This window comes from Lentzea cavernae, from assembly GCF_014653695.1.
GTDB lineage: Bacteria > Actinomycetota > Actinomycetes > Mycobacteriales > Pseudonocardiaceae > Lentzea > Lentzea cavernae.
In genome coordinates, this window is sequence record NZ_BNAR01000006.1 from 502783 (window position 1) to 528245 (window position 25463).

A 25463-nucleotide genomic window follows, 5' to 3' on the forward strand; every position below is an offset into this window, starting at 1 on the left:
CCCGCACAACGCGAACGGGGCCGGTGCGCGTGGCACCGGCCCCGTGTCCTCCGCGGGAGCGGGTCTAAGCGAACGACGGCTGGCGCAGCGCGTGCTCCACCAACGCGATCAGGATCTGCTTCGTCGACTGCCGGTTCCGTGCGTCGCAAGGAATTATCGGCACCGACGACGGGATCGTCAGCGCGTCGCGGATCTCCTCGGCCCGGTGGTGCATGAGGCCGTCGAAGCAGTTCACCGCGATCACGTACGGCAGGTCGCGGTCCTCGAAGAAGTCGATGGGCGCGAACGCGTCGTCGATCCTGCGGGTGTCGACCATGACCACGGCGCCGATCGCGCCGCGGACCAGGTCGTCCCACATGAACCAGAACCGGTGCTGACCGGGCGTGCCGAACAGGTACAGGATCAGGTCCCTGTCGAGCGAGACCCTGCCGAAGTCCATGGCCACCGTGGTGGTCACCTTGTCCGGCACGTGCGACAGGTCGTCGACGCCGACCGAGGCCTGGGTCATCACGGCCTCGGTCGTCAGCGGGGTGATCTCGGAGACCGACCCGACGAACGTCGTCTTGCCGACGCCGAACCCACCCGCGACGACGATCTTCGACGACATCACGTTCAGGTCGGCCCCAGGTGACCCCGGACGACCCGGAGCACCGTTGCTCATGGGAACTTCTCTCTACTCAGGCTCGCATGGAGACGTGCAGCTGGGCTCTGATCTCCGGCGTGAGCTGGAGGCCGACCCGCTCGACGAGGCGGGTCATCGCGTACCCGATGAGCCCGATGTCGCAGTTGGGCGCGGCGAGCACGGCGAGGCAGGACCCGTCGCTGATGGACATCAGGAAGAGATAACCCCGCTCCATCTCGACGACGGTCTGCTTGACCTCACCGGCCTCGAAGCAGCGCGCCGCGCCGAGGTTCAGCGAGACCAGTCCGGACGAGACGGCGGCGAGCTGCTCCGCGCGGTCGTGCGGCAGACGGTCCGACGATGCGAGCAACAGGCCGTCGGCGGAGACGACGATCGCGTGCGCGACACCGGCCACCCTGCTGACGAAGTCCTCGACCAGCCAGCTGAAGTTGTCCAGTTCCTCAGTCGCGGTGGTCACTGGCGTTCCCTTTCTGCGATCACGGGGATGCCTCCGACGGCCGAGTCGAAGAGCGAGTCTCGGCCCATCTGGACACCCTTCTGGTACGTGGCGAACCGCTGGCGCAACCGGTCGGCCGACCGGCCGGGGATGGCCGCGGCGGTCGCCAGCGCAGGCGCCGGTGACGACGGCTTGGGCAGCGACCCGGGGACCAGGCGCGCCTTCGGGACGCGCTTGGGCAGACCGTTCTCCGTCGTTTCCGCGGCCGCGCCCTTGTCCAGAGCGCCCGCTGCCTTCCAGCCGTCGTCCGCGGCGCCCCAGTCGGAGTCTGCGTAGTCGGCCACCGCGCGCGGTACCGCCGTTGGTGCCTCGATCTTCACGGTCTCCGCCGAACGCTGCCGCTTGGGCAGGCCGTTCACGGTGGCGGGCTCCGCGTCGTCCGGTTCCTCGTACTGGACGGGCTCCGGCTCCGCTGCCGGGGCGACGTCCTTCGTGGAGGGTTCGGGCGCCGAGGGGGTCTGGAACCACCTCGACAGGTCGTCGTGCGAGATCAGCGGCTCGTCGACGATGGCGGGGAAGATCTCCGTGGCCGGCTCGGACGGACGCTCGACCGGCGGTTCGTAGGTGTACCCGTCCTCGGCGGCCTTCTCGTCCGCCTCGATCCGCGCGGTGAACAGGCCGTCGGTCGACGTCTGCTCGATGCGGTGGCGGCCGGAGTTCTCCTCCTCGGTCGCGGGCCCCGGCACGTGGACCGGGTGCTCCGGCGTCCACTTCGGAACACCGGACAGGCCTTCGCCCGTGCTGGTGGTCTCACTGGCCGGCGCGGGCGCGGGCGGCAGGGGCAGCGCGGGCGCCGCTCCCTTGTGCAGCAACGAGACCGGCAGGATCACCTGGGCGGTGACTCCACCCTCTATGTCGTCGTTGTTCGCCAGCGTCACGCGGATCTCGTGGCGGTTCGCGAGCTGACCGACCACGAACAGGCCCATCTCGCGGGCCACCGAGACGTCGACCTCCGGCGGCTCGGCGAGCTTCGCGTTGAACTCGGCGACCTCGTGCTCCTGGATGCCGACACCGCGGTCGTGGATGCGGATGGCGACCTCGCCCTTGCGGGTCTCTATCGTCCGCACCGTCACCTTGGTGGTGGGCTTGGAGAACGCCGTCGCGTTGTCGAGCAGCTCGGCGACGAGGTGCGCGAGGTCGTTGACCACGCGGCCCTGCACCATGAGCTCCGGCGTCGGCGCGATCTGGACGCGCGCGTACTTCTCCACCTCGGACACCGCGGCGCCGAGCACCTCGGCGATCGCGACGGGACGGGTGACGCGGCGGTTGACCGTCGTGCCGGAGAGCACCAGCAGGTTCTCGCTGTTGCGGCGCATCTGCGTCGCGAGGTGGTCGAGCTCGAACAGCGACGCCAGGTGGTCCGGGTCCTGCTCGTCCTGCTCGAGCCGGTCGATGACGCTGATCTGCCGTTCCACCAACGCCTGCGAGCGCCGCGACAAGTTGATGAACATGTCGTTGACGTTCGCGCGCAGTGCCACCTGCTCGACGGCGAGGCGGACGGCTTCGCGCTGCACGAGGTCGAACGCCCGCGCGACCTGCCCGACCTCCTCGGTGGTGTTGATCGGCACCGGGACGATCGCCTCCTCGGCGGCGCGTTCCGGTTCGCGGTGCGACCGGATTCGCTTGATCGCCTCGGGAAGCTGGTTGCGGGCCACGTCGAGAGCGCTGCGGCGCAGCACGCGCAGCGGCCTCAGCATGGACTGCGCGACCATCGCCATGAGACCGAACGCGATCAGCAGCGAGATGGCGACCAGTGCCGCGTCACGCCACGCGTCCGAACGAGCCGTGTCGGCGAGACGCGTGGTCGTCGCGTCGGCCTGGCCCTCCAGGTCGGCGGCGACCTCGCGAACCAGGTTCGCGGTGTTCTGGCCCTCCTTGAGGACCTCGGCGTCCGTGATGGACACCGGCTTGCGCTCGAAGTCCTGCGCGAGCGCGAGCCGCACCAGCCGGTTGCGACCGTCCACGGACGCACCGGACACCTTGTCCTGGAACCGCTGCCTGTTCTCCGCCGACGCCGCGGCGTTGAACTCGGTGAACGCCGCGTCCAGACGGGACTGCGCGGACCGCAGCTCGTCCGCGGCACCGGGAGCGAAACTCCGGCGCAGCGCGGTGGACGTCAGGATCGAGTTCTGCTGGCCGAGCTGCTCCTGCGCGGAGTAGAGCGCCTGCGCGGCGGCGACCAGCGGAACGATCTGCGGTTCGCTGAGGCTCGAGATCGCGGCGCGGTGCACCTGACCGAGCGAAGCGATGATCTGGTTGTACGCCGCGATCACCGCGATGTCGGGATATTTCGTGCTCAGCAGCGTGACGCGCAAGCTGCCCAGTCCGTCGAGGGACTGCAGCGACTTGGTGAACGTCTCCTGCAAGGGCGCGCTCAAGGCCGTGGCCGTCGCGCCGGATTCCCTGTACTTGCCCAATTCCACATCGGTGAGGCCCGTGCGGGCGGCGTGCTCGGGGCACGCGTTCTGCCTGCCTGCGCCGACACACTGCACTGCCCAGTCACGTTCGACCTGTAGAGCGTTTTCCACCTTCGCGGCCTGGTGGCTCACGGCGAGCTCGCGCTGGACGTTGCCGAAGAGTTCGACGTCGTCGAGCTGGGTGTTCAGCCGCAGGCCCGCGAGAGTCGCGGTGCTCAGGGCCGGAACTAGCAACACCACTGCGAGCTTGCTCCGCAACCGCCAGTTGCGTAGGCGGAACCGGTCGATGCCTCGCTGGTCCTCACGACCGCGCACCGTCAACACTCCCCGCCCCGTTTAATAGCAGCAAACCTGGTGGATCTTGGAGTAAAACACGCTGTCCTCATACCGCCGTTCGGACGACAAAACGCTGGTTCGAGAATCAACAACTTTGCACTGCGCGGCTAAACGGCCCCCGCGCGATAATTCTTATGGCGGAAACGATCGCGCGGGTGACCGCGATCACGGCCTGATCACAGTCACCCGCGCGGTTCGTCAACTGCCGGAGGGCTGGATGAGCATCGGCTTGACGTCGAGCTCCTTGTCCAGCATCTCGTAGCGCTGCATCAGCTGGACGACGCGCTGCAGGCGCGTCGCGTCGAGCGTCGTCGGGAAGGCGCCGAAGTGGACAAGACCTGCGGTTTCCTTGTCGACCTTGGCGTACTCGACGAGCAGCGGCTCGACCGTGGGGCGGTCGGTCGCGTCAGCCTGACCCTTGGCCATCGCGCGCTGGAAGGCGGCGACGGTCTTGGGGTTGTTCTTGGCGAACTCGCCGCTGGTGGCGTAGCCGGCGATCGGGATGTTGTCGGTCGGGCCGGACGCGGCGTCCAGCACCTTGATCTGACCGGCGGCACGCTGGGCGCGGGTGATGAACGGCTCGACCATGAAGGCGGCGTCAACGGTCTTGTTCTGGACCGCGGCCTGCATGTCCGGGAACGCCATCTCCTTGAACTTGACCGACTTCACGTCCACGTTCGCGGCCTCGAGAGTGGCCTTCGCGGTGAGCTCCGCGATGTTCCTGAACGTGTTGATGGCGATGGTCTTGCCGGCGAGGTCGGCAGGCGTCTTGATGGCCGAGTCGCCACCCGCCAAGATCAGGAACATGTCGGGTTTGGCCTGGTAGCCGTCGGAGATGAGCTTGATTCCGTCAACGGCCTTGGCGGTGTCCTTCGCCTGGGCGGCGAAGAACGAGACCCAGTTGCCGAACGTGAAGTCCAGCTCCTTGTTGACCAGACCGGGGATGGCCGCGGCTCCACCCTGGATGACCTTCAGGTCGACCTCGAGGCCTTCGGCCTTGAAGTATTCCTTCTTGATCGCCACGTGAACGGAGGCCACGTCGAGAATCGGCAGGACACCCAGGGTGATCTTGGCCTTCTCGACCGGGCCGCTGCTGTTCGCATCGGCCGGGGGTGCCTGCTCTTTGCCGCCGAGCGCACCACAGCTCGCCACAGTGGCGAGCAGCGTGGCAAGGGCGATGCCACGGATGGTCAGACGGCGGACTCTGCGAGTCATCGGGAGCACTCTCCTGTCGGAGCGGTGTCGTCGTTGCGGGGAATGATCGCGACGGTCAACCACTCAGAGTAATGACGCTGCTCCAAAAGACCCCAGTTGACCGACACGAGCAGGTTCAAGTCCACTACCTGCGGTGAGCATCTAAGCACAGCAGGTCTAGGGCTAGGAGAACCCCAGTTGAAGCGCTCCGTGACCGTTGTCGGCGCAGGGCCGGCCGGTCTGACCTTGGCAAACCTGATCCAGCAGTCAGACATCGACTGCGTGGTGCTCGAAAGGGCTAGTCGAGCCCATGTGGAAACCCGGCCACGCGCGGGAGTCCTGGAGCACCGCTCTGTAACCATGTTGGAGTCACTCGGTCTGGCAGATCGTTTGCTGATGGAAGCAGACCGTCACGGAACGTGTGAATTCCGCGTGAGCGGCAGGGCGTTCCAGGTCTCGTACAGCGACCTCTACGGGGGCCGTGAGCACTTCGTCTACCCCCAGCAGGAAGTCGTCAAGGACCTCATCGGGGGATTTCTGGACAGGGGAGGTGACATCCGGTTCTCGGTCAGCGACGTGGAGCTGCGAGACCTGACGTCATCGAGGCCCTCTGTGGCCTTCACCAGCGAGGACGGCACTCGGGAGACCGTCGAGAGCGATTTTGTGGCAGGCTCTGACGGTTTTCACGGCGTGAGCCGGCCGTCCATTCCCGAGGGCGTGCTGACGGAGTTCACCCACCACCACGGGATTGAGTGGCTGACCATTCTCGCGGAAGCCCCTCCATCGACTAAAGCGACCATTTACGCGCTGCACGACGACGGTTTCGCGGGACACATGCTGCGGTCCCCCTCGGTGTCCCGGTTCTATTTGCAGGTAGCGGTCGGAACAAAGGCTTCGGATTGGTCCGATGAACAGGTCTGGGAAGCACTCCACAAACGCTTCGCATTGCACGACTCGTCGTGGACGCTGACCGAAGGAAAGATCATCGAGAAGCGCGTGCTCGACATGCGCAGCCATGTGGTCGAGCCGATGTCGTACGGCCGGCTGTACCTGATGGGTGACGCAGCACACATCATCACCCCGGTCGGCGCCAAGGGCATGAACCTCGCCATGAACGACGCCGCAACGTTCGGACGTGCGCTTATCGACTTCTACACCACCGGATCCGAGACCGGTCTCAAGACCTACTCGGAGGACTGCCTGCGCCGCGTGTGGAGGGCTCAGGAATTTTCCCAGTGGATGGTGAACATGATCCACACCGATGTCAGCTCGCCCTTCTTCGGACGGTTGGCCCAAGCGAGGCTGGAGCACCTGGCGGAGTCCCCCGCCTACCGGGCGACCTTCGCGGAGAACTACGTCGGACCGTGACACAAAAGTCCCACCCTCAGGGGTGAAATCCCCGCCCCCCTAACGGGTGACGCCCATCCCCCTAGGGATCTCGCTAAGTCACAATCTGGGGCCAACTCCCGATGCAGGGGGATGTCGTTCGTCCATACGGTTCAACACGACATCCCCCGATCCAGCTACAGGAGCTTGAGTTTCCATGGGCACCCAGCAGACCCTGCACGACTTCACCCTGAACCTGCTCGGCGACCTGGACGCCCGTGAGGCGTTCCAGCTCGACCCGGAGGGCACCCTCGAAGCGGCTGGTCTGGGCGACATCTCGCCGGTCGACGTCCACGAGATCCTGCCGCTGGTGCTCGACAGCGCGTCCGTCGTGAAGATCGACGCGGTCGACCAGGTCCTGGCCGGAACGGGCGACCTGACCGCCGTCGACAGCCTCAAGCTGATCACCGGCACCGTCGACGGCGTCTCGGGCGTCGCGGGCATCGCCGCCCCCTCCTCGGTCACCGCGCTGGTCACCGACTTCGGCGGCCTCGGCGACGTCACCAAGACGCTCGACGTGGTGGACGCCAACCAGGTCGTCGCGGGCGTCACCGGCATCGCGGCCGACAACTCCGTCGTCTCCCAGGTCACCGAGATCGCCGACGTCCACGGCGTCGCCGGCGTGACCGACGTGGCCGACGTGCTGGTCAAGGACCTCGACACGGACGTCCTGCTCAAGGACGTCGTGGACACCGACGTGCTCGTCAAGGACGTCGTCGGCGACGTCGACGTCAAGGACGTCGCGGACCTGAGCAACAACGTGGTGCAGGACGTCGCGCAGGTCGGCGACCTCCACACCGACCTCGGCCAGGTCGTCGACGACGTGAAGGTCGGCGACATCGACCTGATCCACGACGGCATCGGCAACAACCTGGACCTGCACCTCTGATCCAGCGCCTCCGAGCCGCCTCGCCCTCGTCCAGGCGGCTCCCAGGGGACCTGTGACGGCCGCTGTGCGCTCTGCCCCCGAGCGCGGGCGTCCGCTGCCCCCACCAGCGCCCACCCCCTCCTGCGGGCGCTGAGAACGCAGTCGAGCCCCGGACCGCGGCGGTCCGGGGCTCGACTGTCCGGCAGAACTTGCGACTGTCCGGAACTACTGCTGGGCGACGACTGTCAGGACGAGACGGTCTCGCTGAGGGACTCGCGTTCCGCGGCGGCCCACTTCTCGACGTCCACCGCGGGCTTGCCGCCGACGTTCAGCAGCCGCGCCACCCTGGACCGCAGCGCCACGAAGGCCTCGTCGGTCCGCGTGGTCACCTGGTCGCGCTCGGCGGGCAGCGGGACCTCGAGGTCCGCCACCAGCTTCGCGGGCGACTTGGAGAGCACCAGGATGCGGTCACCCAGGTACACCGACTCGTCGATGTCGTGCGTGACGACGAGGACCGTCGTGTCGTGCTCGCGGCGCACGCGCAGCAACAGGTCCTCCAGCTCGAAGCGGGTCTGCGCGTCCACCGAGGCGAACGGCTCGTCCATCAGCAACAGCGCCGGCCGGAACGCCAGAGCGCGCGCGATCGCCACACGCTGTTGCATGCCACCGGAAAGCTGCCACGGACGCTTCTTGGCGGCCGCGGACAGGCCCACCCACTCCAGTGCCTCCGCGGCGCGAGCGCGGCGCTCGGCACGCGGCAGGGACCGCAGCGGGAACTCGACGTTGCCCTGCACGGTGAGCCAGGGGAACAGCGAGCGCTGGTAGTCCTGGAACACCACCGCGAGGTGGGAGCCCTTCAGGGACACGTCACCGCGGGAGGGCGCGATGAGCCCCGAGATCGTGCGCAGCAGCGTGGACTTGCCGCAGCCGGACGGTCCGACCACGCACACCAGCTCACCGGCGCGGACGGTGAACGTGAGGCCACCGATGGCCTCGTAGTCGCCGTAGGTGTGGCCCAGGTCGGCCACCTCAAGCATGTTGCTCATCCCTGCTCCTCGGTTGCCAAGCCAAAGCCCTGCGTTCCACCGCCAGAAGCACGGTGTTCAGTCCGTAGCCGAGCACGCCCAACAGGACGATGCCCGCCCACATGCGCGTGTAGTCGAACTCGCGCTGTGCCTGCATGAGTTGTGAACCGATGCCGTTGTCCGTGCCCACGAGCTCGGAGATGACCATCAGCACCAGGGAGAGCGACAGGGACACCCTCAGCCCGGCGAAGATCTTCGGAGAGGCCGCGGGCAGCACGACTCCCAGAACCCATTGGTAGCGCGGGATCTGGAAGACCGCGGAAGTGTCCACTTTGGTCACGTCGACGGAACGGGCGCCGTCCACGGTGTTGAGCAGCACCGGCCAGATGACGCCGAAGACGATCGTGGCGAGCTGCATCGAGGTGCCGCCCTTGAACAGCAGCAGGAACACCGGCACCAGCGCGGGCGGCGGGATCGACCGCAGGAACACCAGCAGCGGTCCCGCGTACTCCATCGCCCGGTCGGAGCGGCCCAGCAGCAGTCCCAGCGCGACGCCGATGACCGAGGCGATCGCCCAGCCCGACAACAGCCGGCTGATCGACGGCAGGATGTGCTCGGTGACGTTCTCCGGTTCGAGGACCCACCACTCCCAGGCCGCCGTCACGATGTCGGACGGCGGAGGGAAGAACGGGTCTTCGGCCAGCATCCCGAAGACCTGCCACACGACGATCAGACCGGCGAACACGGTCCACCGTTGGAAGAACTTGTTCACCAGGCCACCCAACGCCGGCGGACGCGCTCGAGACCGTTGTTCAGCAGGACGCCGATCACGCCCGCGACCACGGTGCCGACCAGCACCTGGTCCATCCGGCCGGGCCCGCTGCGGGCCTCCATGATGAAGTAGCCGAGACCGATGTCGGCGCCGGCCATGAGCTCCACGCTCACCAGCACGATCAGCGCGGTGGTCGCCGCGAGCCTGATTCCGGTGAGGACGAACGGCAACGCGCTCGGCAACGCCACCCTGAACAGCACGCCCACACGTCCGGTGCCGAAAACCCGTGACGTCTCAACGAGCAACGGGTCCAGCTCGTCGAGCGCGTAGATGGTGTTGAACAAGATCGGCCACAGTGCCGCGTAGACCGCGAGCGTGATCTTCGTTTCCGGGCCGAAGCCCAGCATCACGAGCGCGAGCGGAATCAGTGCCACAGAAGGGATCGGGCGCAGGAACTCGATGACCGCGCGGGTCGCGTGGCGCACGGCCGGGACGCTGCCCAGCACGAGTCCACTCGGCACCGCGATGGCGATCGCGATCCCGATGGCGATCAGCACGGCCAGAACCGTTGCCACGACATGACTGATGAAATCGGGAGAGATCAACTGCCTGACGAGCTCGCCGAACACGACGGACGGTGGCGGGAGCGAGTCGGCGGGTAGGAGGGGAGAGCGTCCTAAGAGCTCCCAGAGCGCGAGGAATCCGGCTATGCCGATGAGTCCCCGTGTGAACGCACGCACTCGGTCACCCTAGAGAGTGCGTCACCAGTTCACAATGCGTGCTTGCTCAACTGCGGCTCGTTCCGACACATCGCGTCGGTTCAGCAGACCTCGACGCGCTCCACTTCGCCGAAGCTCTTAACCCATTCGGAGTCCGTGAGGCGTGCGCCGTCTTTTTCACACATCCTCTTGATGATCTGACCGGTGTCGAGGTCGTACGGCAGCAGCTCGGGGTCCTGACCCCCGCTGCGCACCAGGAAGTCGCGGTTCTGCGGCCGGTAGACCGCGCGCGTCGAGCCGCCGTGCCCGACGACGTACGCGAGCCGGTCCGCCGGACGGTCGTTCGTGTAGAGCTGCTGCACCTCGAAGATGTTGTCGCGCACCACGGCCACCCGGCCGTCGTCGGAGAACGTCACACGCGCTCCCGCACGCAACGCCGTGTCGAGCCGTGCGCGCAGCACGGGCGACTCGCTCGGAACGCGCTGCCACACCTCGACGACCGACTCCGGCGAGGAGTGCTCGACGGCGAGCCAGCGTCCGTCGCCGCTGTAGGTGATGCCGCGGACGTAGACGTGCTGCGCCAGCGCCGGCGCGGCGGGCTCGACGGTGCCGCCGATGCTCCAGAACTCGATGGTCGTGGTGCCGGTGGCCTCGTCCCAGATCCCGGTGGCGAGCTCACGGCCGTCCTGGCTCAGCGCGACGGTCTCGGGGTTGCGCACCGGCATCGGCAGCTTGCGGGGGGTGCGCGGGTCGCTCAGGTCGTAGAGTTCCGCGTGCTCGGACTCGTCCGGCGTCGGGAGCCCGACGTCCACCGCGTCGCCGACCTTGCCGACGAGCCGGGAGCCGTCCGGGCTGAGGTCGAGCGTGTGGAACCTCGTCGGCAGCGCCGCGAGGTACGTGATGTCGTTCGCGTCGTTGACGGCCCACAGGTGTTCCTGGCCGTTGTCGTCCTTGGTGACCGCACGGCGTTCGGCGAGCTTCACGACCCTGTGGCGGGCGGCGAACTTCTTGCCCGGCTCCGCCTTGTCGCCGTCGATGCCCCACATCCGGTCGGTGCCGTCCTGGTCGGTCACAGCCGCCATCTCACCGCGAGGGGCGACCACCACGTCGGCGTCGTCCTTGGGAGTGCCGGTGAACGGGATGCCGCGCGCGACCGCGCTCGACAGCCGCAGCACCTTCTCCGCCTCGGGCGACGGGCTGACCTCGTACCCGACCAGCGCGTACTTGTCCGCGTACGGCCGCCGTTGCTCCAGCAGCGCCTCGGACTGCGACAGCGCCTTGCCGCCGAGCGCGCTCGCGTTCATCTCGGTGATCTTGCGTTCGTTCGAGAGCGCGTAGACGACCGTGCCGGGCACCAGTGCGATCAGCACCGCCATGACCGCGATCAACGCCGTCGAACGGCGCGTCTCGCGCTTGGCGCTCATGTCGACGAACCTGCGTTCCTGCACCGTCAGGAACTCGCCGAGCTCCTTGGCCTTGCGCAGCCGCACGCCCCGGTAGAGCGCCAGCGGGTCGCGGTCGCTCGCCTCCCACAGCTCGATCGCGGTGACGAGCTGCTGGTGCGTCCTGAGGTTCTCGCGTTCCTCGTCGATCCACTCGGCGAGCCGGGGCCAGCGCAGCACGGCGTCGTGCGTGAGCTCGGCGCCGTCCTCGGTGAGCGCCACCAGCCTGGCCTTCACGAGGAGCTCGAGCAGGTGCGCGCCGACGTCCACCCTGCGGGTGCGGCGTTGCACGATCCCGTTGCGCTGCACGGAGACGAGCCTCAGGAAGAACTGCCGGGCCGCTGCCCGGTCCGCCTCGTCCAGCCCGGCGAAGAAGGTCTCAGCGCCGTGCGCGACGACGTGCTCGACGCCGCCGGACTCCTCGAAGCCCGCGAGCGACAGGGTCATGCCGCGCTTGCGCCGCCACGTCTCGGCCAGCGCCTGCTGCACCAGCGGGAGCGCGTGCTGGTTCGCGGCGTCGGCGACCAGCCGCGCGATCACCGCCGTCTCGACGGTAGCGCCGATCTTGGCGGCGGGTTCGGTGATGGCGCGGCGCAACTGGTCCGCGCTCATCGGCTCGACGGTGATCTCGGTGGCGCGGACGCCCGTGGCCCGCCAGCGCCGCAGGTGGTCGGCTCGCACGGACAGCACGACGCGGGGGCAGCGGGTGACGGCGGTGATGAACCCGACCGCGTCCAGCGCCTTCTCCGCGTCGTCGACCAGCAGCACGAGGCCCGGCCTGTGCTGGCGGATCCGCAGCCTGAGGTGGTCGGGGTCCGCGCGGAACTCCTCGGCCAGCTGGTCCGCGGTCGTGTTCTCGAAGACGTCCGCGAGCGCGACGGCCAGGTCGTGGACCGGGTCCTGCGCGGGCGTGACCACCACGCAGTCGTCCAGGGCGGGCCGCAGACCGGCCCTGAGCAACGACGTCCGGCCCGAGCCCGAGGCTCCGACGACGACAGTGACGGGCGTGGCCTTGACCGACTCGACGACCTGCTCCACGAGGCACTCACGCCCGAAGTAGTGCTTCGCGTCGTGCTCGCTGAAGGGGGCGCTGCCGGGGTACGGCGCGTCGGGGTGCAACGGCTGCGTGTGCTCGGCGGCGAGTTCGCGCCACCGCTTGGTCCACGAGGCCGGGTCGGCCTCGCAGGCCCGCACGAACGCGAGCGTCAGGGCGAGCGAGGGCAGCTTGCGCCCACCGGCCGCGTCGGACAACGCGGTCGGCGAGTAGTTCGCACGCCGGGCCAGCTCGCGATAGCTCGGTTTGCCTGCCTGGTCACGCAGTCTGCGCAGGTCACCGGCGAACCGCAGCAGCGCGGTGTCCTCCGGGCCCAGCGGACGTTCCCCTCTTGGCATGCCGCCTCCTGGCCGGATTGTCCACCAGAGGTTCGCCCTCCGTCTAACGGCCCGCTAACCAGCCACCATCCGGCGGTGTGCTTCGTGATCGTTTCACCTACCGGACGCTGGGCGTTCAGTCGCGGCACGGCGGGGTGAAGTCGAGATCGCCGAAGAACCGCTCCCACTCCTCGCGGCTCATCCGCGGAATGGCCTGCTCGCAGATCCGGACGGACGGGTCGCGCGGATCGGCGTTCCACAACCGCACCGCCCGGTCCGCACCTCCGGTGACGACCCCGTCACCCTTGGGCGTCAGGCCGGCCGCCGTGACCGGCCCGGCGTGCCCGCGCAGCAACGCCTGCTCCACCGGGTCGCCGTCGCCCAGCCGCCACAGCCGCACCAGGCCGTCGTCGGTGGCGACGGCCACCCGTCCGGCGCCGAGCCAGGCCGACGTCACCTCACCACCGCCGGACGGGATCTCGGCGCGCAGCACGGGGGCGCGCGGATCGGCGGTGTCCCAGAGGTGGACGGCCGTGCGGGCGGTGGTCAGCAGCGCGCCGTCGCCGGTGAACTGGGCGTCGCCGGCGAACTCCCTGGTCAGGGACAGGAGCTTGACGTCACGCGGGTCGGACACGTCGGCCAGGTGCACGGCGTGGCCCGTGGTGACGGCGGCGAGGACGCGGCCGTCCTGGCGGAACGACAGGCCCACCAGCGGCCCGAGGCCGAGCTGGGCGGTGGTGAGCAGCCTCGGCCGGTCCTGGCGCAGGTCCGTCCAGAAGCTCAGGGTGCCGTCCGCGTCGGTGGTGACGAGAGCGGTGCCCTGCCAGGCGATCGCGGCGGCGCGCACGGGAAGCACGGCGAGTTCGCGCGGTTTGCCGAGAGAGACGTCGACGACGTGCACGGCACCGTCGTCGCTCACGGACGCCACGAGGCCACCGGTCGAGTCCATCGCGAGCGCGGTGACGGCGCCGGAGTGCCTGGTGGCGTCGTGGGAGGTGCGCGGGGACGGCAGGTCGTCCAGCGAGGTGAGCACGACGGTGCCGTCGCGGTGCCCGGTCGCCACCTGCTGCTGGGTGGGGCCGACCACGAGCGCGGTGACGTCGGACTGGGCTTCGCGCAGCACCTGCGAGGGCACGTCCTCCTGCCGCAGACCGTTGCGCGCCTGGGGCAACGGCACGAGCCGGTAGGCGGCGAGCGCGACCTGCTGGGCCAGGGCGGGGTTCGTGGAACGCAGGGCGGCGGCCTCCCCCACGGCCCTGAGCACGGCGGCGTTGGCGCGTTGCTCGTCGGCGGTCCTGCCGGCCTGCAAGGCGAAGACGGTCGAACTGGCGGCGACGACCACGAGCGCGGCGAGAGCGGCGAGCAGCTGGCGCTGACGGCGGGTGCGTCTCCGTGCGCTCCGCGAGACCTCTTGTTCCGCGGCCCTGCTCGCGGCGAGGAAGGCGCGTTCCCCGGCGTTGAGGGACAGTCCCTCGGGGACGTTGGCCAGGCGGCGCCCCCTGAACAGCACGCCGGCGTCGCGGTCGAGCGACTCCCACGTCTGCGTGGCGTGGGTGAGCTCGCGCTGCGCCTTGATGTTCTCGCGCTCCTCCTCGACCCAGCGCTGCAACGCGGGCCAGCTGCGGATCAACGCCTCGTGCGCCAGCTCCACGCCATCGCGGTCGATCACCACGAGCCTCGCCGCCGCCAGCGCGAACAGCACCTCGTCGTCGGCTTCGAGCTCGGCGTGCTGCGCGCGGCGTTTCGTGTCCTCGGCGGTGACGAGCCGCAGCAGGATCCGCTTGGCCTGTTCCCGCCCCTGCGGCGACAGGGAGTCGAAGACCTCCTGCGCGGTGCGGGCGACCGCGTGCTCGAGGCCGCCGACCTCCTCGTAACCGGCGAGCGTCAGCGTCATGCCGCGCCGGTGCTGCCAGGTCTGCGCGAGCGCGTGCGACAGCAACGGCAACACGGCCGCCTGTCCCACCGCGTCGGCCATGAGCCTGGCCAGCAGCGCCGTCTCGACCTTGGCCCCCACGACCGCGGCGGGTTCGGTGATGGCGAGCCGGAGCTCGTCCGGGGTCATGGGCCCGAGCAGGAGCTGGGCGCCGGCGAGGGCCTCGACCAGGTCGGGATGCCGCGCGCAGTGGCCGTAGTAGTCGGCACGCACACCGATGACGACCTTCGTGCAGCCGACGAGCGCCGTGACCAACCACTGGCGGAGCTCTTCGTCGCGGCACAACGTGAACAGCTCCTCGAACTGGTCCACGACCACGAGGTGCCCGTGCACGCGGCGCAGCCGCGCCGGGTCCTGCAGCTCGCGGGCCAGCGCGACCGCCTCCCCGCCGGTGAGCCGGGCGAGCGCGATCGCGCACTCCTCCACGGGGTTCGCGCCGGGCGTGAACAACAGCACCGGCTCCCGGGTCCGGGCGACGAGTCCGGCCCGCAGCAACGACGACTTGCCCACGCCGGACGGTCCGAACAGGCCGGTGAACCGGTTCTTCGTGCTCAGCAGTTCGGCCGTCACCCGCTCACGACCGAAGAACTTCGGCGCGTCACCGGGCTGGAACATCGCCAGCCCCACGTAAGGACTGTCGTTCGCCGCACGGGGCCCGGCCTCGGCCACGGCGCGCCACCGCCGCGCCCACTCCTCCGGATCGGCGTCACACGCCTTCGCGTACGCCTTCGTCACCGCGAGGCTGGGCAGCTTCCGCCCACCCGCCGCCTCCGACAACGCCGCCGCCGAGTAGTGCGCCCTCCTGCTCAGCTCCCGGTAGGTGGGGCTGCCCGCACGCTCCCGCAGCCGGCGCAGATCCGCCGCGAACCGCAGGAGACCGCTCTCGCCCTCGTCGAGAGGGCGTTCCCGTCTCGGCATCCCGTCATTGTTCAGAGAACTTTGTTCAGCGGCCAACACATGACCGTGAACAACCCGTTCGCCCTAACGTCGTCGAAGACGCAACTGCACGGGGAAGACCCGGTGCTCGCGCCCCGAACCGGCGCCGGAGTGGCCGTGGGTGGCGACACACGACGCCACCCACGGCTCACGCACGTCGGCAGACCGGCAGATCCGCCCAGTGCACGGGTTTCGCCGGGCGAGCGGGGTTCAGGTTCCGATCACAGGCCGACGAGCTTGTAGAGCCCGCCGACCTCCTGGCGGTTCAGCACCCGCATCGAGCCGGGGCGCTGGTTGCCGAGCGAGACCTCGCCGACCGCGACGCGCACCAGCGACTGCACCGGGTAGCCGGCGGTCTCGAGGAGGCGGCGGACGATGTGCTTGCGGCCCTCGTGCAGCACGACCTCGACCAGCGCCTTGCCGGGCACGGCGCTGATGAGCTTGAAGGAGTCGACCTTGACGGGGCCGTCCTCGAGCTCGATGCCGGCCTTGAGCTTCTTGTTGAGGCCCTTCTCGACCGGGCCGGGGACCTCGGCGAGGTAGGTCTTCTTGACGTTGTAGCTCGGGTGCATCAGCCGGTGCGCGAGCTCGCCGTCGTTCGTGAGCAGCAGCAGGCCCTCGGTCTCGGCGTCGAGGCGCCCGACGTGGAAGAGCCGCTCCTTGCGGTTGCGGACCAGGTCGCCGACGCACGGCCGGCCCAGGTCGTCCTCCATCGTGGAGAGCATCCCGTAGGGCTTGTTCAGCGCGATGGTGACGACGTCCTCGCGGATCTGCACCCGCAGGCCGTCGACGTGCACGACCGCCGTCTCGGGGTCGATCCGCCGCCCCTGCTCGGTCACGACCTTGCCGTCGACCTGCACCCGGCCCTGCTCGATGAGCTCTTCGGAAGCGCGGCGCGAGGCGATCCCCGCCTGTGCGAGCACCTTCTGCAGGCGCACGCCCTCGTTGTCAGACATCGTCGATCGCATCCACTTCGGGCAGCAGAGGGGCGATTGGCGGCAGGTCGGCAAGCGACGACAGCCCCAACCGCTCCAGGAACAGTTCGGTCGTGCGGTACAGGATCCCACCCGTGTCGCTGTCGGTGCCCGTCTCCTCGATGAGCCCCCGTGCGACCAGGGTCCGGATCACACCGTCCACGTTGACGCCGCGAACCGCCGCGATCCGCGCCCGCGTGACAGGCTGCCGGTAGGCGATCACCGCGAGCGTCTCCAGGGCCGCGCGGGTGAGTTTCGCGCGCTGACCGTCGAGCAGCAGCTTCTCCACGAACGGGGCGTACCGGTCCCGCGTGTAGAACCGCCAGCCGTCTCCCGCCCTGCGCAGGTCGATGCCACTGCCGGACTCGGTGTACCGGGTCGACAGTCTACGGAGTGCCTGCTTGATTCGCTTAACCGGCTGCTCAAGGGCACTGCCGAGCGCGTCCTCGGCGATCGGGCTGTCCACGACGAGCAGGACGGACTCGAGCGCGGCCTCGAACGTCGCGTCGTCGGTGAGGTCGGGCAGGCCGCTGTCCTCGATCGCCTCCTCGGGGGCGGCGGCGAGCAGCTGGGCCTCCAGCGTGGTGGCGTCCTCGGCGTCGGCCGGGTCGGCCGCGGGCGCCTCGGGTCCGGCGGGCTCGTCGAGCACGACGGCGGCGGGAGCGGCGTCGTCGAGGGCGGCGTCGGACTCGGGTTCGGGCTTCGCGGCCCTGGACCGGGACCTCGGCTTGGCCTTGGGCTTGGCGGACAGGTCGAAGTCCGGCACGACGATGACGCCGCGCGGCTCGGGTGCGTCGAGCACGACGGGTGCGGGGGCCGCATCGGACAGCGCGGCATCAGCGGGCTCATCGGTCGCCCGGCCCCCACCGGCGCCGGGCCCTTCGGGCTCACTCGCCTCGGCGGAGCGCTCCTGCGGCTCGACGGCGGCCGGAGCGGCGTCGTCGAGAGCCGCGTCCGCCTCCGGCCCGGCCCCGTCGAACGCCGGCCCCGGCTCCTCGATCTCCGCCGCGTCCGGCCCGACCAGTGGCTCGCTCATCCGCCGTAGTCCTCATCCTCGTCGCCGGCGTGCACCTGCGCCTGTGCGTCCTCGATCGTCCCGCCGACCCACGTCACCTGCAGCGGTCCCAGCGGGTCCTCCTGCTCGAAGGCCAGCGACTTCTCCCGGTACAGCTCCAGCAGCGCGAGGAACCGCGCCACGACCTCCATCGTCTCGGTGCAGTCCGCGACGATCTCGGAGAACGACGCGGTGCCCTTCTCGATCAGCATCGCCCGCAGCGCGTCGGCCGTCTCGCGGATCGACACGCGGTGCTGGTGGATGTGCGCGACCGACAGCGTGCGCTTCTGCTTGGGGCGGAAGGAGGCGGCCGCGATCAGGGCAAACTTGTCGGGGGTGACGCCGAGCATCACCTCGGGCAGCAGGCCCTCGAAGCGCGGTTCCAGCGACACCGAGCGCGGATAGCGCCGGTACGCGCCCTGCTCCAGTTCGGCGAACAGGGCCGCGACCTGCTTGTAGGCGCGGTACTGCAGCAGCCGGGCGAAGAGGAGGTCGCGCGCTTCGAGCAGCGCCAGGTCGTCCTCGTCCTCGACGTCGCCGGTCGGCAGCAGGCGGGCGGCCTTGAGGTCCAGCAGCGTCGCCGCGATCACCAGGAACTCGGTGGTCTCGTCGAGGTCCCACTTCTCGCCCATGCCGCGCAGGTGCGCGATGAAGTCGTCGGTGACCCGGTGCAGCGCCACCTCGGTCACGTCGAGCGTGTGCTGGGAGATCAGCTGCAGCAGCAGGTCGAACGGACCCTCGAAGTTCGTGAGCCGGACCTTGAACTTGCCGTCGTCGACCGGGGTCTCAGCAGGGGCTTCCTCGGTCACTGCTCGCGCAACCTGCGTACCAGCAGCGACGCGTCACCGTGCGTCTCGAGGTCGTCGAGCACCACGGCGATCGCCTCGCGGACCACGCGGCCGCGGTCGACACCCAGGCCGTGCGCGCCGCGCAGCACGAGCCGTGCCTGTTCGAGGGCCAGCAGTTCCTCGTCGGACACGTAGACCGTGATCTTCGTCGTGTGCTTGGTGCGGCCGGAGCCGCGGCGTTGCTGCGGGGCGGCCTCCGACGACGAGACCTCCTCCGGCGCAGGGGCGGCCGACGTGAGCCGGAAGAGCTCCGCCGCCCCGGGAAGGGAAGGGCGTCGGGTCACCGGGCGATCACCTCGCGGGCCAGCGCGCGGTAGGCGTTGGCACCGGACGACCGCGGCGCCCAGCGCGTGATCGGCTCGCCGGCCACGGTGGTCTCCGGGAAGCGGACGGTGCGGTTGATGACCGAGTCGAACACGATCTCGCCGAACGCCTCCACGACGCGGGCCATGACCTCACGCGAGTGCAGCGTGCGCGGGTCGTACATCGTGGCGAGGATCCCGGTGATGTCGAGCTTGGGGTTCAAGCGTTCCTTGACCTTCTCGATCGTGTCGATGAGCAGCGCCACCCCGCGCAGCGAGAAGAACTCGCACTCCAGCGGGATCAGCACACCGTCGGCGGCCGCGAGGGCGTTCACCGTGAGCAGGCCGAGCGAGGGCTGGCAGTCGACCAGCACGTAGTCGTAGTGGTCGATCACGGGACGAAGGGTGCGCACGAGCGTGTGCTCGCGGCCCACCTCCGACACGAGCTGGATCTCGGCCGCCGACAGGTCGATGTTGCTCGGCAACAGGTCCATGTCGTCGATCATGGTCTTGCGGATCACGTCGGGAACGGCGGTGTCGTTCTCCATGATGACGTTGTAGATCGTCGTTTCCAGCTGGTGCGGGTGCACGCCGAGGCCCACGGACAACGCGCCCTGCGGGTCGAAGTCGACGAGCAGCACGCGGCGGCCGTACTCGGCCAGCGCCGCGCCCAGGTTGATGGTCGTCGTCGTCTTGCCGACGCCACCCTTCTGGTTGCAGATGGCCAGGATCTTCGCCGGGCCGTGGCGCAGCAACGGCGGCGGGTCCGGGATGTGACGACGCGGGCGGCCCGTCGGACCGATGCCGTCGACCTGCTCGTGGGCGACGTCGTCCACCGGCGCGGCGTGCGGGGCCAGGTTCAGGTCGGCACGGGGCGCGAAAGCGTGCTCCGGTGTCGACATGGCTGGCGTTCCCTCACTGGTCGTAGTCGTCTCTCGGGGCGCAGCCTAGGCCGCACCCGTGCGAGCGGCAACGCGCCTCGCCGGTGTTTGTCAAGACTGAGTTAGACGGTGACATCCGTTCGTGTTCGCCGGTCCGCGGCGGAGAGCACCACGTCCAGCAGGCCCGGGAAGAGAAGGTCCAGGTCATCGCGACGCAGTGACACCCAGCGCTGGTTGCCGCGGCATCGCGTCCGTGTGAGGCCGGCTTCGCGCAACACGCGCAGGTGCTGGGAAAGAGTCGACTTCGCTACGTCAACCTCGAAGGCCCCGCACAGGCGTTCACCGCTCGACTGGATCTGGCGCACGACCGCGAGCCTCGTCGGGTCACTCAGCGCGTGCAGCACAGCGGCTAGATCGATGGCCTGTGGGGACGGCTCGTCCAAGTTCGGCACCTGCCCACCGTACCCGTGGAAGCCTCATGTTCCAGTGGCTCGAGGGTGTGCAGTTGCGTAGACCTCCCTCAAAGTCGTAACGGTTACCAGTGTGTACACCTGAGTGGTCGTAACCGATGCGTGCCCGAGGAGTTCTTGCACCACCCGAACGTCCGCACCCCCTTCGAGCAGATGGGTGGCGAACGAATGCCGCAACGTGTGAGGAGACACCGCGGCGGTGATCCCCGCGTCCTCCGCGGCCGTCTTCAGGACCGTCCACGCGCTCTGCCGCGACAGCCTTCCGCCCCGTGCGTTCAAGAACAACGCGGGCGTGCCACGCCCTTTCGCCGCCAGCCCGGGGCGCGCCCGGACCAGGTACGCGTCCACCGCTGCCAGCGCCGGCCGCCCGACCGGGACCAGCCGCTGCTTGCCTCCCTTCCCGTCCAGCAACACCGTCCGCTCCGCCGCGTCGATGTCGTCGACGTCCAGCCCGACCACCTCGGAGATCCGTGCTCCCGTCGAGTACAGCAGCTCCAGCAGGGCCTTGTCCCTGAGGTTTCCCACAGTTTCCAGGAGGGTGAGAACCTCATTGACGGGCAATGCTTTCGGCAGCCTCTTGGGCGGTGACGGCGGATGCACGGCCCGTGCGACGTCATGTGGCACAACACCTTCGCGGTGCGCGAAGCGGTGCAACCCGCGCACGGCGACCAACGTCCGTGCGGCGGACGACGCCGCGAGGCCGCTTTCCCGCAGCACGGCGAGGAACTCGCTCACCTGCGATTCAGTCACCGCGCCCAGATCCGTGACACCGAGGGACTCCATGTGCTCGGTGTAGCGGCGCAGGTCGCGGGTGTAGGAGTCGAGCGTGTTGCGGGCGGTGCCGCGTTCCACGGCGAGGTGGTCGAGATACGTCGCCACCAACTCAGAAATCACGCGAGCCCTTCCAGCACGATCTTGCCGTCCGTAGCGTTGACACCCTTCGCCAGAGCCGGATCCGACGCCACAGCGGCATCAAAACCCTTGTCCGCCAACGCGATGACGTACGGCAGCGTCACGTTCGTGAGCGCGTACGTCGACGTGTTCGGCACGGCGCCGGGCATGTTCGCGACGCAGTAGAACACGGAGTCGTGCACGCGGTACGTAGGTGCGTCGTGCGTCGTCGGCCGCGTGTCCTCGAAACACCCGCCCTGGTCGACCGCGATGTCGACGAGCACGCTGCCGGGCCGCATCCGCGACACGAGCTCGTTGCTCACGAGCTTGGGCGCCTTCGCACCGGGCACGAGCACGGCGCCGACCACGAGATCCGCCCAGCGACAGGCTTTCTCGACCTCGTAGGCGTTCGACGCGATCGTCTGCAGGTGCCCGCGGTAGGTGAAGTCGATCTGCCGCAACCGGTTCACGTTGGTGTCCAGCACGACCACCTCGGCCTGCATGCCGACGGCCATCGTCGCCGCGTTCATCCCGGCCACGCCCGCGCCGATCACCGCGACCTTGCCCGCGGCGACACCGGGCGCACCGCCCAGCAGCACACCGCGCCCGCCCTGCGCGCGTTCCAGGCAGTGCGCGCCGACCTGCGCGGCCATCCGCCCGGCGATCTCGCTCATCGGCGCCAGCAAAGGCAACGACCCGTCCGCCAGTTGCACGGTCTCGTAGGCGATGGCCGTGATGCCGGACGAGGCGATCGCCGCGGTGCACGCCGGCGACGCCGCCAGGTGCAGGTAGGTGAACAGCACCTGCTCGCGGCGCATGCGGTGGTACTCGGGCTCGATCGGCTCCTTGACCTTCAGGACCAGGTCCGCGAGACCCCACACCTCGTCCGCGGAGGCGGCGATCCGCGCGCCCGCCGCCGTGTACTCGTGGTCGGGGAACGACGAGCCCGCGCCGGCGTCGTGCTCGATCACGACCGAGTGCCCGCGGCGCACCAGTTCGACCACTCCGGCGGGCGTGATGGCCACGCGGTACTCGTGGTTCTTGATCTCCTTTGGGACACCGACCAGCATCGCCGCAGCGTATTCCCGATATCGGCGGGCTGCATCGGATACCGTGCTGAGTCGTGTCAGAAGCATTCGGGCCGGAGCAGCAGCGCATCGGCAACCAGCAGCGCGAAGAGGCGATCACCGCCCTCAACGACCACTTCGCGATGGCGCGGCTCGACATCGGCGAGTACCAGGAACGCGTGAACCGCGCGTCGGGCGCGCAGAGCTACTTCGAGCTCGCGGAGCTGTTCCGCGACCTGCCGCAGCCGCACCCGCCGTTCCTCGCGCCGCCCTCGGTGCCGTTCGCCGCCGTGCCACCGCCGCCGCCCGGCTACGTGCCGCCGGCCACGCAGCCGTACTACCCGCCGCCCACCGGCCCGCAGCCGCAGTACGCGGTCCCGCCGCCCCCGCCCGGCGTGGTCCCGCCCGGTTACGGCACCCCTGGTGCGCCGTACGGGTTCGACCCGATCACCGGCGTGCCGCTGTCGGACAAGTCGAAGATCGCCGCGGGCGTGCTGCAGCTGTTCCTGGGCAACCTGGGCATCGGCCGGTTCTACACGGGCCACACCGGCATCGCGGTCGCGCAGCTGCTGACCTGCGGCGGCTGCGGCATCTGGTCGTTGATCGACGGGATCATCATCCTGGTCAACGGCGGCACGGACGCCCAGGGCCGCAAGCTCCGGGACTAAACACCCGCGAGGTTGCGCCCCACGCCCCACACAGCGGCCACGACGAGAACGGCGACACCGACCGACTTCGGCACGGATCGCCGTTCCCCGGTCCAGCGGTCACGCGTCCACCGCGAGAACAGCCACACGGCCAGAGGCAAGCCCAACGCGAGCAGCACGGCGTTGAAGTGGAACGCGCTGACGACGTCCCCGTGCAGCAGCGCGTGCACCATGCGCGTCGCACCGCACGCCGGGCAGTTCAGCCCCGTCAGCCAGTTGAACGGGCACTTCGGCAGCAGGTTGCCGGGCTTGGTCGGGTCGACGAACTGCAGCAGCACCACACCCGCGCCACCGAGCGCGAGAACGCCGAAGGGCGCCTTCAACCGTCCGAAGGCGCCCTTCACCGTCTGCATGGGTCCAACCTACTTCTTGCGCGCCGCGAACCGGGTCGGCTTGTCGCGGAACGGTGCGTCGGCGGGACGCGGCTCGGCCCTGCCCTCCAGCACCTCGCGGGCGGCGAGCAGCCCGGCGACCGCCGACGAGTTCACGATCTCGCCCGAGAGCACCATCCGCACGGCGTCGTCGATTCCGAAGCGGTGGATCTCCAGGTCCGCCTCCTCCTCGCCCTGCACGTCGCGGTCGACCTCGGACAGCTCGCGCGCCAGGTACACGCGCACGACCTCGTCGGTGAACCCGGGAGACGCGGCCGTGTCGACCAGCGTGTCCCAGCGCGCCGCGTCGAGCCCGACCTCCTCGGCCAGCTCGCGGCGGGCACCGATGACCGGCTCCTCGCCGTCGTGGTCGAGCAGCCCGGCCGGCAGCTCCCACAGGTGCCTGCCCAGCGCGTGCCGGTACTGGTGGATCAGCACGACCTGGCCGGCGTCGTCCACGGCCACGACCGCGACGGCGCCCATGTGCTCGACGATCTCGCGCTTGGCCGTGCCGCCACCGGGCATCTCGACCTCGTCGACCCGCAGCGCGACGACACGGCCGACGTGCACGTCCTCGCTGGAGACGGTCCGGAAGTCGTGCCGCTCGGTCACTTGGACGCTCCCGCGGTCAGGGGGAGGCGGTCGGCCACCCGGTAGTCGATCGCGGCCTTCACGAACGCCGCGAACAGCGGGTGCGGCTTCGTGGGGCGCGACTTGAGCTCCGGGTGCGCCTGCGTGCCCGCGTAGAACGGGTGCACGTCGGCGGGCAGCTCGACGAACTCGACCAGGCGGCCGTCCGGCGACGTGCCGGAGAACACCAGGCCCGCGTCGGAGAGCTTGCCCCGGTAGGCGTTGTTGACCTCGTAGCGGTGGCGGTGGCGCTCGGAGACCTCGGTCGACCCGTAGGCCGACGCGACGACCGAGCCCGGCGTGAGCTTCGCGACGTACGCGCCGAGGCGCATCGTGCCGCCCATGTCGCGCTGACCAGAGACGACGTCCTGCTGGTCGGCCATCGTGGAGATGACCGGCGTGCCGCCCTCTTCGAACTCGCTCGAGTTCGCGTCCTCGATGCCCGCGAGGTTCCGCGCGGCCTCGATCACCATGCACTGCAGGCCGAGGCACAGGCCCAGCGTCGGCACCCCGCGCGTGCGGGTGTACTTCAGCGCGCCGAGCTTGCCCTCGATGCCGCGCACTCCGAACCCGCCGGGGATCAGAACGGCGTCCATGCCGGACAACGCGCGTGCGGCGCCCTCGGGCGTCTGGCACTCGTCCGACGCCACCCACTTGATCTCGACCTTGGCGTGGTGCGCGAAACCACCCGCGCGCAGCGCCTCGGTGACCGACAGGTAGGCGTCGGGCAGGTCGACGTACTTGCCGACGAGCGCGATCTTCACCGTCTCGGACGGGTTGTGCACCCGCTCCAGCAGGTCGCCCCACACCGTCCAGTCGACGTCGCGGAACGGCAGGTCGAGGCGACGCACGACGTAGGCGTCGAGGCCCTCGGCGTGCAGCACCTTCGGGATGTCGTAGATCGACGGCGCGTCGACGGCCGCGACGACGGCGTCGGTGTCGACGTCGCACATCAGGCCGATCTTGCGCTTGAGCGCGTCCGGGATCTCCCGGTCCGCACGGCACACGATCGCGTCGGGCTGGATGCCGATGTTGCGCAGCGCCGCGACGGAGTGCTGCGTCGGCTTGGTCTTCAGCTCACCGCTCGGCGCCAGGTATGGAATCAGGCTGACGTGCAGGAAGAAGACGTTGTCGCGGCCGACGTCGTGGCGGACCTGGCGGGCCGCCTCGAGGAACGGCAGCGACTCGATGTCGCCGACCGTGCCGCCGACCTCGGTGATGACGACGTCCGGCGTCACGCCGTCGGCGTCCGGCTCCGCCATCATCCGGATGCGGCGCTTGATCTCGTCGGTGATGTGCGGGATCACCTGGACCGTGTCGCCCAGGTACTCGCCGCGCCGCTCCTTGGCGATCACCTCGGAGTACACCTGGCCGGTGGTCACGTTGGCTTCGCCGCTCAGGTCTCGCGCGAGGAACCGCTCGTAGTGGCCGATGTCGAGGTCCGTCTCCGCGCCGTCGTCGGTCACGAAGACCTCGCCGTGCTGGAACGGGTTCATCGTGCCGGGGTCCACGTTCAGGTACGGGTCGAGCTTCTGCATCGTTACCCGCAGGCCGCGCGAGGTGAGCAACTGGCCGAGGCTGGAGGCGGTGAGCCCCTTGCCCAGGGAGGAGGCGACGCCTCCCGTGACGAAGACGTGCTTGGTCGTACGTGCCTGCTGCACCAACGGGGCTCCCGTGAAAATCGTGGGGGTAGATCCCCCTATCCACGGGCCATAACGCTAACACGCCGC

At 69.4% G+C, this 25463-nt stretch carries 23 protein-coding genes; 3 read left to right on the plus strand and 20 right to left on the minus strand.

Annotated features, from left to right (window positions below; all coding sequences use genetic code 11):
• Positions 1-64: 64 nt before the first annotated feature.
• From IE307_RS22750 to IE307_RS22765, 4 genes are all read right to left on the minus strand, one after another.
• Complete coding sequence (locus tag IE307_RS22750; RefSeq protein WP_191300744.1) at positions 65-661, minus strand: GTP-binding protein; 597 nt, start codon at positions 659-661, stop codon at positions 65-67.
• A gap of 16 nt (positions 662-677) precedes the next feature.
• Positions 678-1100 carry a roadblock/LC7 domain-containing protein gene (locus IE307_RS22755; RefSeq protein ID WP_030468876.1) on the minus strand — a complete coding sequence of 141 codons (423 nt, stop codon included), beginning with the start codon at positions 1098-1100 and terminating at the stop codon, positions 678-680.
• Positions 1097-3871, minus strand: coding sequence for a nitrate- and nitrite sensing domain-containing protein (locus tag IE307_RS22760; RefSeq protein ID WP_229904975.1), 2775 nt, complete (start codon positions 3869-3871; stop codon positions 1097-1099). Before IE307_RS22760 ends, IE307_RS22755 begins: the two co-directional genes overlap by 4 nt.
• Before the next feature lie 219 nt (positions 3872-4090).
• On the minus strand, positions 4091-5107 hold the full coding sequence (locus tag IE307_RS22765; RefSeq protein WP_191300748.1) for an ABC transporter substrate-binding protein: 1017 nt from the start codon (positions 5105-5107) through the stop codon (positions 4091-4093).
• A 177-nt stretch (positions 5108-5284) separates the two neighbouring features.
• On the opposite strand from IE307_RS22765, the gene IE307_RS22770 reads away from it, so the two are divergent.
• Both IE307_RS22770 and IE307_RS46895 read left to right on the plus strand, forming a co-directional pair.
• Positions 5285-6454: a 4-hydroxybenzoate 3-monooxygenase gene (locus IE307_RS22770; protein ID WP_191300750.1), complete on the plus strand. Its 1170-nt coding sequence runs from the start codon at positions 5285-5287 to the stop codon at positions 6452-6454.
• Positions 6455-6629: 175 nt separating this feature from the next.
• The gene (locus tag IE307_RS46895) at positions 6630-7361 is read left to right on the plus strand and encodes an IniB N-terminal domain-containing protein (RefSeq protein ID WP_229904976.1); all 732 of its coding nucleotides are present in this window, start codon (positions 6630-6632) and stop codon (positions 7359-7361) included.
• Between the two features lie 224 nt (positions 7362-7585).
• Here IE307_RS46895 and IE307_RS22780 read toward each other — a convergent pair whose 3' ends face one another.
• The 13 genes from IE307_RS22780 to ald all read right to left on the minus strand — a co-directional run bounded on the left by IE307_RS22780 (position 7586) and on the right by ald (position 22028).
• On the minus strand, positions 7586-8386 hold the full coding sequence (locus tag IE307_RS22780; protein WP_191300752.1) for an ABC transporter ATP-binding protein: 801 nt from the start codon (positions 8384-8386) through the stop codon (positions 7586-7588).
• Positions 8370-9137 carry an ABC transporter permease gene (locus IE307_RS22785; RefSeq protein ID WP_229904977.1) on the minus strand — a complete coding sequence of 256 codons (768 nt, stop codon included), beginning with the start codon at positions 9135-9137 and terminating at the stop codon, positions 8370-8372. The genes IE307_RS22780 and IE307_RS22785 overlap by 17 nt, the downstream gene beginning before the upstream one ends.
• Positions 9134-9712, minus strand: coding sequence for an ABC transporter permease (locus IE307_RS22790; RefSeq protein WP_308436389.1), 579 nt, complete (start codon positions 9710-9712; stop codon positions 9134-9136). Before IE307_RS22790 ends, IE307_RS22785 begins: the two co-directional genes overlap by 4 nt.
• 245 nt (positions 9713-9957) lie before the next feature.
• Positions 9958-12690: an nSTAND1 domain-containing NTPase gene (locus IE307_RS22795; protein ID WP_191300756.1), complete on the minus strand. Its 2733-nt coding sequence runs from the start codon at positions 12688-12690 to the stop codon at positions 9958-9960.
• A 115-nt stretch (positions 12691-12805) separates the two neighbouring features.
• Positions 12806-15520, minus strand: a complete 2715-nt coding sequence (locus IE307_RS22800; RefSeq protein ID WP_191300759.1) for an nSTAND1 domain-containing NTPase — start codon at positions 15518-15520, stop codon at positions 12806-12808.
• 239 nt (positions 15521-15759) lie between these two features.
• A complete protein-coding gene (locus tag IE307_RS22805; protein ID WP_229904978.1) occupies positions 15760-16494 on the minus strand; it encodes a pseudouridine synthase in 735 nt (244 codons plus the stop codon).
• Positions 16487-17278: an SMC-Scp complex subunit ScpB gene (gene scpB / locus IE307_RS22810; RefSeq protein WP_373306033.1), complete on the minus strand. Its 792-nt coding sequence runs from the start codon at positions 17276-17278 to the stop codon at positions 16487-16489. Before scpB ends, IE307_RS22805 begins: the two co-directional genes overlap by 8 nt.
• A gap of 266 nt (positions 17279-17544) precedes the next feature.
• Positions 17545-18375, minus strand: a complete 831-nt coding sequence (locus IE307_RS22815; protein WP_191300763.1) for a segregation and condensation protein A — start codon at positions 18373-18375, stop codon at positions 17545-17547.
• Positions 18372-18698, minus strand: coding sequence for a hypothetical protein (locus IE307_RS22820; protein WP_191300765.1), 327 nt, complete (start codon positions 18696-18698; stop codon positions 18372-18374). The genes IE307_RS22815 and IE307_RS22820 overlap by 4 nt, the downstream gene beginning before the upstream one ends.
• Positions 18695-19618 carry a ParA family protein gene (locus tag IE307_RS22825; RefSeq protein WP_191300767.1) on the minus strand — a complete coding sequence of 308 codons (924 nt, stop codon included), beginning with the start codon at positions 19616-19618 and terminating at the stop codon, positions 18695-18697. Before IE307_RS22825 ends, IE307_RS22820 begins: the two co-directional genes overlap by 4 nt.
• Positions 19619-19719: 101 nt before the next feature.
• Positions 19720-20049: an ArsR/SmtB family transcription factor gene (locus IE307_RS22830; protein WP_191300769.1), complete on the minus strand. Its 330-nt coding sequence runs from the start codon at positions 20047-20049 to the stop codon at positions 19720-19722.
• 24 nt (positions 20050-20073) lie between these two features.
• The gene (xerD, locus tag IE307_RS22835; RefSeq protein WP_444543463.1) at positions 20074-20949 is read right to left on the minus strand and encodes a site-specific tyrosine recombinase XerD; all 876 of its coding nucleotides are present in this window, start codon (positions 20947-20949) and stop codon (positions 20074-20076) included.
• An 8-nt stretch (positions 20950-20957) separates the two neighbouring features.
• A complete protein-coding gene (gene ald / locus IE307_RS22840; RefSeq protein ID WP_191300771.1) occupies positions 20958-22028 on the minus strand; it encodes an alanine dehydrogenase in 1071 nt (356 codons plus the stop codon).
• Positions 22029-22081: 53 nt separating this feature from the next.
• Here ald and IE307_RS22845 point away from each other — a divergent pair, with 53 nt between their 5' ends.
• Positions 22082-22693: an NINE protein gene (locus IE307_RS22845; protein ID WP_191300773.1), complete on the plus strand. Its 612-nt coding sequence runs from the start codon at positions 22082-22084 to the stop codon at positions 22691-22693.
• Here the strand turns inward: IE307_RS22845 and IE307_RS22850 are convergent.
• The 3 genes from IE307_RS22850 to pyrG are packed head-to-tail and all read right to left on the minus strand — an operon-like array spanning position 22690 to position 25394.
• Entirely contained in the window at positions 22690-23085 is a 396-nt protein-coding gene (locus IE307_RS22850; protein ID WP_191300776.1) for a DUF2752 domain-containing protein, read from the minus strand. The genes IE307_RS22845 and IE307_RS22850 overlap by 4 nt on opposite strands.
• A gap of 9 nt (positions 23086-23094) precedes the next feature.
• Complete coding sequence (locus IE307_RS22855; protein ID WP_229904979.1) at positions 23095-23715, minus strand: NUDIX domain-containing protein; 621 nt, start codon at positions 23713-23715, stop codon at positions 23095-23097.
• A complete protein-coding gene (gene pyrG, locus IE307_RS22860) occupies positions 23712-25394 on the minus strand; it encodes a CTP synthase (RefSeq protein WP_373306029.1) in 1683 nt (560 codons plus the stop codon). Before pyrG ends, IE307_RS22855 begins: the two co-directional genes overlap by 4 nt.
• Between the last annotated feature and the right edge of the window lie 69 nt (positions 25395-25463).

What these genes read in the sequence shown, in the direction of transcription:
- IE307_RS22780 (WP_191300752.1), bottom strand. Translation starts at nt 8,386, where the DNA reads ATGAGCAACATGCTTGAGGTGGCCGACCTGGGCCACACCTACGGCGAC.
- IE307_RS22850 (WP_191300776.1), bottom strand. Translation starts at nt 23,085, where the DNA reads ATGCAGACGGTGAAGGGCGCCTTCGGACGGTTGAAGGCGCCCTTCGGC.
- IE307_RS22805 (WP_229904978.1), bottom strand. Translation starts at nt 16,494, where the DNA reads ATGTCTGACAACGAGGGCGTGCGCCTGCAGAAGGTGCTCGCACAGGCG.
- IE307_RS22750 (WP_191300744.1), bottom strand. Translation starts at nt 661, where the DNA reads ATGAGCAACGGTGCTCCGGGTCGTCCGGGGTCACCTGGGGCCGACCTG.
- IE307_RS22800 (WP_191300759.1), bottom strand. Translation starts at nt 15,520, where the DNA reads ATGCCGAGACGGGAACGCCCTCTCGACGAGGGCGAGAGCGGTCTCCTG.
- IE307_RS22765 (WP_191300748.1), bottom strand. Translation starts at nt 5,107, where the DNA reads ATGACTCGCAGAGTCCGCCGTCTGACCATCCGTGGCATCGCCCTTGCC.
- ald (WP_191300771.1), bottom strand. Translation starts at nt 22,028, where the DNA reads ATGCTGGTCGGTGTCCCAAAGGAGATCAAGAACCACGAGTACCGCGTG.
- IE307_RS22795 (WP_191300756.1), bottom strand. Translation starts at nt 12,690, where the DNA reads ATGCCAAGAGGGGAACGTCCGCTGGGCCCGGAGGACACCGCGCTGCTG.
- IE307_RS46895 (WP_229904976.1), top strand. Translation starts at nt 6,630, where the DNA reads ATGGGCACCCAGCAGACCCTGCACGACTTCACCCTGAACCTGCTCGGC.
- IE307_RS22825 (WP_191300767.1), bottom strand. Translation starts at nt 19,618, where the DNA reads ATGTCGACACCGGAGCACGCTTTCGCGCCCCGTGCCGACCTGAACCTG.